At 71.4% G+C, this 9,693-nt stretch carries 11 protein-coding genes; 6 read left to right on the top strand and 5 right to left on the bottom strand.

Annotated features, from left to right (window positions below; translation table 11 throughout):
* The 5 genes from JNW87_RS29135 to JNW87_RS29115 form a co-directional block, all read left to right on the top strand.
* The coding region (locus JNW87_RS29135) for a PadR family transcriptional regulator (RefSeq protein WP_238454755.1) at positions 1-609 on the top strand (609 nt) is incomplete at its 5' end.
* 114 nt (positions 610-723) lie between these two features.
* Positions 724-1,680, top strand: coding sequence for an ATP-binding cassette domain-containing protein (locus JNW87_RS29130; protein WP_109804250.1), 957 nt, complete (start codon positions 724-726; stop codon positions 1,678-1,680).
* Between the two features lie 18 nt (positions 1,681-1,698).
* Positions 1,699-2,454 (top strand): ABC transporter permease, encoded by a 756-nt coding sequence (locus JNW87_RS29125; RefSeq protein WP_109804251.1) that lies wholly within the window; start codon positions 1,699-1,701, stop codon positions 2,452-2,454.
* Positions 2,455-2,755: 301 nt separating this feature from the next.
* On the top strand, positions 2,756-3,298 hold the full coding sequence (locus JNW87_RS29120) for a hypothetical protein (protein WP_238454754.1): 543 nt from the start codon (positions 2,756-2,758) through the stop codon (positions 3,296-3,298).
* Positions 3,292-4,032 carry a sugar MFS transporter gene (locus JNW87_RS29115; protein WP_238454753.1) on the top strand — a complete coding sequence of 247 codons (741 nt, stop codon included), beginning with the start codon at positions 3,292-3,294 and terminating at the stop codon, positions 4,030-4,032. The genes JNW87_RS29120 and JNW87_RS29115 overlap by 7 nt, the downstream gene beginning before the upstream one ends.
* Here the strand turns inward: JNW87_RS29115 and JNW87_RS29110 are convergent.
* The 5 genes from JNW87_RS29110 to JNW87_RS29085 form a co-directional block, all read right to left on the bottom strand.
* Positions 4,010-4,663 (bottom strand): O-methyltransferase, encoded by a 654-nt coding sequence (locus JNW87_RS29110; RefSeq protein WP_109805723.1) that lies wholly within the window; start codon positions 4,661-4,663, stop codon positions 4,010-4,012. The genes JNW87_RS29115 and JNW87_RS29110 overlap by 23 nt on opposite strands.
* A 9-nt stretch (positions 4,664-4,672) precedes the next feature.
* Positions 4,673-5,329: a nucleoside triphosphate pyrophosphatase gene (locus tag JNW87_RS29105; RefSeq protein WP_109805722.1), complete on the bottom strand. Its 657-nt coding sequence runs from the start codon at positions 5,327-5,329 to the stop codon at positions 4,673-4,675.
* A gap of 10 nt (positions 5,330-5,339) precedes the next feature.
* The gene (locus JNW87_RS29100) at positions 5,340-6,440 is read right to left on the bottom strand and encodes a S8 family serine peptidase (RefSeq protein WP_375373556.1); all 1,101 of its coding nucleotides are present in this window, start codon (positions 6,438-6,440) and stop codon (positions 5,340-5,342) included.
* Between the two features lie 1,471 nt (positions 6,441-7,911).
* Positions 7,912-8,364 carry a hypothetical protein gene (locus tag JNW87_RS29090; protein WP_238454752.1) on the bottom strand — a complete coding sequence of 151 codons (453 nt, stop codon included), beginning with the start codon at positions 8,362-8,364 and terminating at the stop codon, positions 7,912-7,914.
* Between the two features lie 116 nt (positions 8,365-8,480).
* Positions 8,481-8,693, bottom strand: a complete 213-nt coding sequence (locus JNW87_RS29085; protein WP_109799661.1) for an acyl-CoA carboxylase subunit epsilon — start codon at positions 8,691-8,693, stop codon at positions 8,481-8,483.
* A 91-nt stretch (positions 8,694-8,784) separates the two neighbouring features.
* Between JNW87_RS29085 and JNW87_RS29080 the strand changes: the two genes are divergently transcribed.
* A partial coding sequence (locus JNW87_RS29080) for a serine/threonine-protein kinase (RefSeq protein ID WP_238454751.1) occupies positions 8,785-9,693 on the top strand: 909 nt, incomplete at its 3' end.

Raw genomic sequence — 9,693 nt, 5'->3', positions numbered from 1 at the left:
CTGGTCAAGTGGATGCAGCCGGTGCACGGCTACGACGTGCGCCGCGAGCTGCTGAGCTGGAGCGCGGACAAGTGGGCCAACATCCAGCCCGGTTCGATCTACCACGCGTTGCGGAAGCTGACCGAGGAGGGGCTGCTCCGCGCCGTCGCCACCGAGCAGGTCGGCGGCCGGCCGGCCCGGACCACGTACGAGATCACCGAGAAGGGCGCGGACGAGTTCGAGACGCTGCTGCGCGGGCTGTGGTGGCAGTTGCAGGAGCCGATCGATCCGTTCACCGCGGCCTTCTCCTTCCTGCCGGCCCTGCCCAGGGAGGAGGCGGCGGCGGCCCTGCGGAACCGGGCGATGCTGCTGCGGGCCGGCGCGAGTCGATGCGGGCGGCGATCGACTCGGAGTGGATGCGGACCACGCGGCCGGTGCACGTCGGCTGGATCTTCGAGCTCTGGTCGGCCCGCTCGGAGGCCGAGATCGCCTGGTGCGAGCGGATCGCCGAGCGGATCGAGTCCGGAGTGTCGTACCTGCCTGCTGGACTGGTCGGCGGGGAGAGCTGGGTCGAGTGGCAGGAGCGGACCGCCGATCAGGGTGACTCCTCCACGCAATAATCAACGTTGACTAGAGACGCTATATCGCGTTAGTTTTGGCCCGCACAACGGGGGGAGCGCGCCGGCCGGCGTCGTCCCCAGGCGAGAACGGCCGGCGCGCCGGCCCGGACGACCAGGAGCAGAAATGATCGAGACCAGGGGACTGCGGAAGTCGTTCCGCTCCCGGGCGGGTCGCGAGACGAAGACCGTGGACGCCGTCAGAGGAGTCGACCTCAAGGTGGCGGAAGGGGAGATCTTCGGCTTCCTCGGCCCCAACGGCGCCGGCAAGACCACCACGCTGCGGATGCTCGCCACCCTCATCGAGCCGGACGGCGGCGAGGCCACCATCGCCGGGGCCGACCTGCGCAAGGACCCGGCCGAGGTGCGCCGCCGGATCGGCTACGTGGCCCAGGGCGGCAGCACCTGGGACGAGTCCACCGCCCGCGAGGAGCTGGTCCTGCACGCCCGGCTCTACGGCATCGGCAAGGCTGAGGCGCACCGCCGTGCCGCCCGCGCCCTCGACGCCTTCCAGCTCACCGAGTACGCGGACCGCAAGTGCAAGACCTACTCCGGCGGGCAGCGGCGGCGCGTCGAGATCGCCCTCGGCATCATCCACGAGCCGAAGATCGTCTTCCTGGACGAGCCGACCACCGGCCTCGACCCGCAGAGCCGGGCGCACATGTGGGACGAGATCCGCCGGCTGCGGGCCGACGGGATGACCGTCTTCATCACCACGCACTATCTCGACGAGGCGGACGCGCTCTGCGACCGGATCGCGATCATGGATCACGGCGAGGTGGCCGCCGAGGGCACCCCGGCCGAGCTCAAGCGCGAGATCTCCGGCGACGTCGTGCTCGTCGGCCTGGACACCGCCGCCACCCCCCAGGCGGCGACGCTGCTCGACGCCGAGCCGTACGTCAACAAGCTGGAGACCGGCGACGAGGGCGTTCGCCTCTACGTCGAGGACGGCGCCACCGCCATCCCGCAGGTGCTGCGCCGCCTCGACCACGCCGGGCTGGACCTGCGCTCCATCGAGCTGCACCGGCCCAGCCTCGACGACGTCTTCCTCACCAAGACCGGCCGCTCGCTGCGCGAGTCCTGAGACACCGGAGACAGATCCATGAAACTCGCCCGCGACACCTGGCTCATCTTCGAGCGCCAGATCCAACTGCTGCTGCGCAACCCGGTCTGGGTCTTCGTCGGCGTCTTCCAGCCGGTGATGTACCTGCTGCTCTTCGCCCCGCTGCTCAAGCCGGCGCTGAACGCGCCCACCCAGGCGGAGGCCTACAAGATCTTCGTACCCGGCCTGCTGGTGCTGCTGGCCATCTTCGGTGGCCTGTTCCAGGGCTTCGGCCTGATCGCCGAGCTGCGCGCCGGGGTCATCGAACGGTCCCGGGTCACCCCGGTCAGCCGGATCGCCCTGCTGCTCGGCCGCTCGCTGCGGGACGTGGTCTCGCTGATCGTGCAGGCCGTCATCATCACCCTGCTGGCGCTCCTGTTCGACCTGCGGGTGTTCATCGGGGACCTGCTGCTGGCGTACCTGATGCTGGCGCTGATCGCGCTGATGACCTCGGCCGTCTCGTACGGCGTCGCGCTCAAGGTCAAGAGCGAGGACGCGCTCGCCCCGCTGATGAACACGGTCGCCCAGCCAGTGCTGCTGCTCTCCGGCATCCTGCTGCCGCTCACCTTCGCCCCCGGCTGGCTCCAGGGCATCGCCGACTGGAACCCGTTCTCCTGGGCGGTCGACGGGACCCGGGCGCTCTTCGCCGGTGACCTCGGCAACGACAAGGTCTGGCAGGGGCTGACCATCGTGGCGGTGCTCGCGGTCGCCGGGGTGGTCTGGGCCGCCCGGCAGTTCGCCCGCAGCGTCCGCTGAGAGAGTTGCCTCTCACCAGAAGCGGGGCATCGGTCCGACGCTTGTAGCGTAAGGCCGGTGCCCCGCCTCACCCATGACAAGATCACCTTGCTGGCCTACGCCCAGCTGGGACTGTGGGGCTTCTTCAACTACGGGTTCGGCCCGGTCGTACCGCTGCTCCGCGACGAGCAGGGCAGCAGCGCCGCCGTCGCCGGCCTGCACAGCACCGGCATCGCGGTCGGCGCGCTGCTCGGCGGGGCGCTCTTCGCGCCGATTGCCGCCGCCTCGGCCGCGGCCGGCGATCTGGCTCGGCCTCGCCGGGGTGGCCGCCGGCGTGGCCGCGCTCGGTGCCCTGCACCCGCTGCCGGCCACCATCGCCGCCGTCGCGGTGATCGCCACCTTCGGCATGATGGTGATCAGCGGGGTCAACGTGGTGCTCACCGCCCGGCACGGCGACGCCGCGCCGGCCGCGCTCGCCGAGGCCAATGCCGCCTGCGCGGGCATGGGCATCCTCGCCCCGCTGGTCATCGGCGCCAGCATGGACGCTGGCCTCGGCTGGCGGCCGGTGATGTTCGTCGAGGTCGGGCTGATCGCGCTGGTCGCCCTCGCCGCGCTGACCTTCCGGGTACCCCTCCCGCAGGCCGCCCCCGCTGCCGCGGCTGCCGACCAGCCCGTCGGGGTGACCGCCGCGGCTTCCGCCCCCGCCGATCAGCCGATCCGGACGGCCGTCGACCGGCCTGGCACCGGTGGAAACCCGGCCGCCTCGCGGTCGGCAGACGCTGGCGCCGGCGACCTGACCGGCGATGGTCCGCGCCGGGCGGCGGCGGACCGGCTGCCCGGGCGTACTGGATCGCCTGGGTGCTGATGGCGGTCACCGGCTCGATCGAGGTGTGCCTGTCCCTCTGGACCGCCGACGTGCTCCGCAGCCACGCCGGGCTGAGCGCCGGCGGCGCATCGGCGGCGGTGGCCGCGATCGTCTGCGGGATGTTCGCCGGCCGGGTCGCCGGCGGCCGGGTCGCCCTGCGCTGGCCCCCGGTGCCGCTGCTGCTGGCGGCGCTGACCGTGTCGCTGGCCGGCTTCGCCCTGTTCTGGGTCGCCCCGATGGGCTGGCTGGCCGTCACCGGCCTGCTGGTGCTCGGCCTGGGCAACGCCCTGCACTACCCGCTGGCGATCTCCATCGCGCTCGCCGTCGCCGGGCCGGCCGCAGACAAGGCGGCGGGCTGGGCGTCGTACTCGATGGGGGTGGGTTTCGGCATCGCGCCGGTCGGGCTGGGGTGGGTGGCCGACGGGTGGGGCCGCACCTGGCCTTCCTGCTGCTGCCCGCCTTCATCGCGGCGGCCGCGCTGCTCGCCGTGCGGCTCGGCCGCGCCCTGCGCGCCGCCCACCCCACCGACGACCAGGCCCCCGTCCCGATCCCCGCCTGAACCCCGGCGTTGGGTGGGCTTGATCGACTCCGTGTCGCCGACGTGGCGGCTTCCGGGGCGCGGATTCCGCTTGATCGACTCCGTGTCGCCGATGTGGCGGTTTCCGCGGCCACCCGATACCGCCACATCGCCGATCTGGCGTCGCCGCCGGCTCAGCGCACCCGGGCGAGCGTGACGCCGTCCGCGATCGGCAGCATCACCGGCTCCACCCGGACGTCGGCGAGGACCTCGTCGTTGAACGCGGCGATCGCCCGGTCGTCGGCGTTCTGCGGAGCCAGCACCCGGCCGCCACGCAGCGTGTTGTCCACCGCGATCACCGCGCCCGGGCGCATCCGCGGCACCAGTTCGTCCCAGTAGATCGGATAGCCGACCTTGTCCGCGTCGATGAACGCGAAGTCCAGGTACCGCTCGCGGGGCAACTCCCGCAGCCTTTCCGCGGCCGGACCGATGCGCAGGTCGATCCGGTCGTCCACCCCCGCCCGGGTCCAGTAGCGGCGGGCGATGCTGGTGTACTCCTCGGAGATGTCGAAGCAGGTGAGCCGGCCGCCGTCGGCCAGCCCCCGGGCGATCGCCAGGGAGGAGAGGCCGGTGAAGGTGCCGACCTCCACCGCCTGCCGAACCCCGAGCAGCCGGGTGAGGAAGGTCAGGAACGCGGCCTGCTCCGGCGCCACCTGCATGGTGGCCTGGTCGGGCAGCGCCGCCCTGGTCTCCTCGGAGAGTTCACGGACGATCTCATCAGGGGCGGACCCGTGCGCGACGAGGTAGGCGTGCAGTTCCGGGGTCAGCGGCAGCGGCTTCGTGCTCATGACCGGACGTTAGCCGAGATGCTCGATCTCCTGGCCCCCCGGCGCCACCTTCGTCCACAGGTCCGTCACGCTCAGCTCCAACTCGCCGAGAAGGTTGCGCAGCAGCGGCAGGCTGAGCCCGACCACCGTGCCCGGATCACCCTCGATCCCGGTCAGGAACGCGCCGCCCAACCCGTCGATGGTGAACGCCCCGGCCACGGCCAGCGGCTCGCCCGTCGCCACGTACGCGGCGATCTCCTCGTCGCTGATGTCGGCGAAGTGCACGGTGGTGGAGCCCACCCCCTCCGCCCGCGCATCGCGGGTGACGTCGATCAGGCAGTGCCCGGTGTGCAGCACACCGCTGCGCCCCCGCATCCGCTCCCACCGCCGGGTGGCGTCCGCCGCGTCGGCCGGCTTGCCGAGAATCTCCCCGTCGAACGCGAGCACCGAATCGCACCCGAGTACCAACGTCCGCTCGCCCGGCGTCGACCGCAGCCGACCCAGCACCGCCTGCGCCTTGAGCCGGGCCAACTCCAGGCACAGGTCCTCGGCCCGGTCACTGACCACCTGGGATTCGTCCACCCCGCTGACGAGCACGTCGGGTTCGATCCCGGCGGCCTGGAGCAGCTTGCGGCGGGCGGGACTCTGTGAGGCGAGCACGAGACGCAGCGGTACGGAGTTCAGCACCCGACCGACGTTACCGACTGATCCGCGGCGGCGGGTCGTCGGCACGTTGACGCCGCCGCCAGAGCAGGTAACCGCCGCCCGCCACCACCAGCACGCCCAGCGTGGCCAGCCCGCGGGCCGTCGCACCGCCGTCTCCACCATCCGACGCGGGCTCCGCAGCGGTCGTCGTGGTCGACGCGCTCGGCGCCGCGGATTCGAAGCCGAGCGGGGGTACGTCCGCTGTCAGGGCCGCGACCAGGTCGATGACGCCGTAGCCGTACTCGTCGTCCCGGCCAGGTAGGCCCTTGTCGATCGCGGTTGCAGTGAGCCGATGCGAGACTTCATGGGCCGAGAGGTAAGGGTACTTGGACCGAACGAGTGCGGCGGCACCAGCGACAATTGCTGTGGCACCGGATGTCCCAGACCCCTTCGAGTATCTCCCGCCGTAGCTCGTGCTGTAGATATCCACTGCCGGTGCAACAACATCGATCTTGGGGCCGACCACCGAAACGGCTGCGTGATTACCGGCCCGGTCGATGCCACCGACCGCGATGACTCCTTCCTGAGACGCTGGGTAGCCGACTGAGGAGGCTTCCGGTCTGTTGCCGACTCCTGCAACGACGATGATGTTTGCGGCCAGCGCGGCGTCAACTGCTTGGATGAGGCGCACACTGGAACCGCCAGCACTGGAAATGCTGATCACATCGGCTCCGTGAGAGGTGGCGTATTCGATACCTGCGGCTAGGTCATCTGCCTCCCCTCGATTGTCGGCTAACGACGACATGATCGGAAGGATCTTGGCCCTCGGTGCGATGCCAAGCGCGCCAACGTGTTCGCCTCTGCCGTGCGCCGCTATCAGGCCAGCCATCGAGGTGCCGTGGCTGTTGCGGTCTCTATGACCGTCGCCGCTGCCGCCCGAGACGATGTCGGTTCCGATGAGGAGGTTGTTGACCAGATCGGGGTGCGGATCCACACCAGTGTCTGGAACAGCAACGGCAATGCCCTCGCCCTGGCTTGTCCGATGCGCCTCGGCCACCTTGAGATAGGCGAGGTGCCATTGGTCTCCACGAATCTGTGTCGGGCCACCGGGGCGAGGAGCGGCACGCGCGGGACAAATCGACGGCAGCCCTATCGCCGACACAGCTATTGCGGCGAGAACTGCACGGATGGCCTGCCGCCTCACCGGCCGAAGCCGATGGCGGGGCCGGGATCTATCGGACCCTCCCCGTCCGGAGGCTGTACTACAGGGCTCACACCTTCGTCGGTCTCCCACGGATCATCCGGGTCCCAACGACGCGGCTGGCCATCAATCTGCTCTCGGTGGCCCGGCCGCCCGGGCGCGGTGCTCGTTCCGTAATGGGCACCCCCCATGCTGGGGGCGCCGCCGATCGGCGGAGCGCCGTGCGCACCTAACAACCCGCGACCGGCCCCGGGACGGGAACCGGCGGCACCGGTTGGTGCGGTGCCGGCGCCGCCACCTCCGATCACGCCTCCGATTGGGTTGACCCGACGGGGCGGGACTGCAGCCCTGCCAGGTTGGCCAAGTCCCATGCCTGGGGTCCCACCAATTAGTCCGCCTGGCGGCAGTGGCCGTGGTGGCGTCGTGTGCGGCAGCCCGGTTGCGCCTCCGACTGGCTTACCGACCGAGCTCGACCGTCCATCCACCGGGTTAGGTGCACCAACTCGGCCCGGTGCCGCGGACACCGGCGGCAGAGCTGGGGGCAGTCCGAGGCCACTGGCAGGTGAGCCGGAAGTGGGCGGGACTGGTGCCGTCATGCCTGACAACCCAGCACTGAGAGGAGGCGGTGCGAGCCCAGGAGCGGCCGCGCCGAGCACAGGTCCGGCCCCGGCCGCCGGCCCAACCCTCTGAGCGGTTGGGGTCGCTACCCGTCGGTCCGAGCTCGACGTTCGACTCGACGGGTGCGCCGTGCCGGACGACGCAATCGGAATCGGAACGATTGTTGGAATGAACGGGGTCGGAGGGTTACTGCCGTAGACATCGGGATCGTTCGGCTGGATGCCTGGTCGACGAGGAGGAGCGGGTGGTGTGCGGAGCATTACTTGGGCCTGCTGGAGTTCGCCGCTGAGCCCCGTCATCAGACCCCGTGCCTGGACGTTCAGCCGTTCCAGGTCCGCGTCGGTCACCGGTGGCTGGTCAGGTAGCCGGCTCCCGGCCACCGCCTTCGGATCGGCGATCGTCGCCTCGTACGCCCGCTTCTGCTGGAGCTTGGTGGCGTACGCCTGGTAGAGCGGTTCGAGCTCGGCGCGGGTGCTGCCGATGGCGCGGGTGGCGGCGGCGAGGGCGTCGTAGTTCGCGGCGGCCGCGTCGTGGGTGCGTTGCGCCTTGTCGATGAGCTGGTCCAGTTCGCCGATGTAGGCGCGGGCGGCGGCGTTGGTCTCCGGCGGCCACGCCGCGCCGAGCGCGCGACGATATTCCCGCAGGCGGCTCAGGTGGGTGAGGGCGAGGTCGCAGACCTTGCGCCAGCCGGCGACCTGCTTCCAGTGCCCGGCGGTGTCGTGGTCCTGAAGGCAGGCCCACATGCTGAGCACGTCCATCAGTCGCCAGTCGGTGAGGCCGGACGTCCGGCCGCTGCCTCGCTCGATCACGGCAGCACCACCCGCCCGCTCTCCGGCCCGGTCGGATCGGGGAGCGCGGGCAGGGGGCGGGCCGCCGTCGCGGAGGGGCCGGCCAGGGCGCGCTCGACGTCGGTGACCCGGGCGGACGAGAACGCGTCCGAGTCGGCGTAGTCGTCGGCGATCGTGGCGGCCGCCTGGGCCAGCCGGCCGGTCGCGGGGGCCATGCCCCAGACCACCTCGGCGGTGGCCTGCTGGGTTTCGTGGTGGGCCTGGAGGAACTGCACCAGCTCGATGAACGCGTCGGCCGGGTTGGGGATCGGGGACTTCATGTCGTCCGCGATGTACGACAGGTGGGGGGCGTAGTTCCGCTCGACCTCGGCTTGGAGCCGGTCGGCGAACTCCCGCATCTGTCGGATGTCGGCCTCGATGCCGGCGTAGTCACGCAGCCAGCCCGCTGGCCGGTCCTCCTCGGGGATCATCGGCCCTCCTGCCTGTTACCGCACCGTTTCCCTGAGTGAGGTTAATGGCTGCGGCGCGATCTCGGCAGTCCCGACAAACTTCTTCCAGCTCAGGACCCGCCGTACCGGGGGAAAGGTCAGCGGGGGAGGCCGGAGGCGCGCCACGCGCCCCGGCCGGCGGCGGGCGCCGCGCCGACCGGACGGCCACTCCGCGCCCATGCCGACACGCCGACCGGCGCGGGGGCGGCGGCCGGGCGGGTCCGGACGGCGATGGCGCCGACCAGGGCGGCCAGTTCCTCGGCGGTCGGCACGCCGCGGACGATCCGGAACAGCGGCTCTTCGGCAGACATGACCTCAGGGTACGCGTCGAGAACTTGACCTTCGCCGCACAGTGGCGTGCCGCCGGTGTGACGGTCGCGCCTGCCGGGTACCGTCTCACCGATGTCGAACGCGCTTCCCCAACTCGTCGCCGACCGGTACCGGCTCATTTCGCCGCTCGGCCAGGGCGGCATGGGTCGGGTGTGGAAGGCGCGTGACGAGGTGCTGCACCGGGACGTTGCCATCAAGGAACTCGTCCCGCCGCCGAGCCTCACCCCTGAGGAGCGCCGCGAGATGCGGGAACGCTCGCTGCGGGAGGCGCGGGCCATCGCCCGGCTCAACAACATCAACGTGGTCCGCATCTTCGACGTGCTGCGCACCGACGGCGACCCGTGGATCGTCATGGAGTATGTGCCGTCCAAGTCCTTGCAGGACACTCTCGCCGAGGACGGTCCGGTGTCGTCGGCCAAGGCGATCCAGATCGGCCTCGGGGTGCTGGGCGCCTTGAAGGCCGCGCACAAGGCCGGCGTGATGCACCGGGATGTCAAGCCGGGCAACGTGCTGCTCGGCGACGACGGCCGGGTGGTGCTGACCGATTTCGGTCTGGCCACCATCCCCGGCGACCCGAACGTGACCCGCACCGGCATGGTTCTCGGCTCGCCCGCGTACATCGCGCCGGAGCGGGCCAAGGACGGCACCGCCGGGCCGGAGGCCGACCTGTGGTCGCTCGGCGCGACCCTCTACGCGGCCGTGGAGGGCAAGTCGCCGTACGCCCGGCCGTCCGCGATCGCCACCCTGGCCGCGCTGGCCACCGAGCCGCTGCCGCCGCCGAAGAACGCCGGGCCGCTCAAGCCGGTCCTGCAGGGACTGCTCCGCAAGGACCCGGCCGATCGGATCACCGCGGAGGTGGCCGAGCGCCTGCTCCGCAAGGCCGGCGGCAGGCGCGCGAAGGCATCTCGCTGCTGGACGCGTACGCCGGCCGGGCCGAACGGCCCGCGGGAGCCGCGCCCGCCGCTGGTGCCCACGCCGCGC

This window comes from Micromonospora sp. ATA51 (assembly GCF_016802855.1).
GTDB classification, from domain to species: Bacteria; Actinomycetota; Actinomycetes; order Mycobacteriales; family Micromonosporaceae; genus Micromonospora; species Micromonospora sicca.
The sequence above is the reverse complement of the archived record's forward strand: the minus strand, read 5'-3'. Positions and strand labels throughout refer to the sequence as shown.

Excerpts from the sequence above, each read along its gene's own strand:
- JNW87_RS29130 (WP_109804250.1), top strand. The coding sequence starts at position 724 with ATGATCGAGACCAGGGGACTGCGGAAGTCGTTCCGCTCCCGGGCGGGT.
- JNW87_RS29125 (WP_109804251.1), top strand. The coding sequence starts at position 1,699 with ATGAAACTCGCCCGCGACACCTGGCTCATCTTCGAGCGCCAGATCCAA.
- JNW87_RS29110 (WP_109805723.1), bottom strand. The coding sequence starts at position 4,663 with ATGAGCACGAAGCCGCTGCCGCTGACCCCGGAACTGCACGCCTACCTC.
- JNW87_RS29090 (WP_238454752.1), bottom strand. The coding sequence starts at position 8,364 with ATGATCCCCGAGGAGGACCGGCCAGCGGGCTGGCTGCGTGACTACGCC.
- JNW87_RS29085 (WP_109799661.1), bottom strand. The coding sequence starts at position 8,693 with ATGTCTGCCGAAGAGCCGCTGTTCCGGATCGTCCGCGGCGTGCCGACC.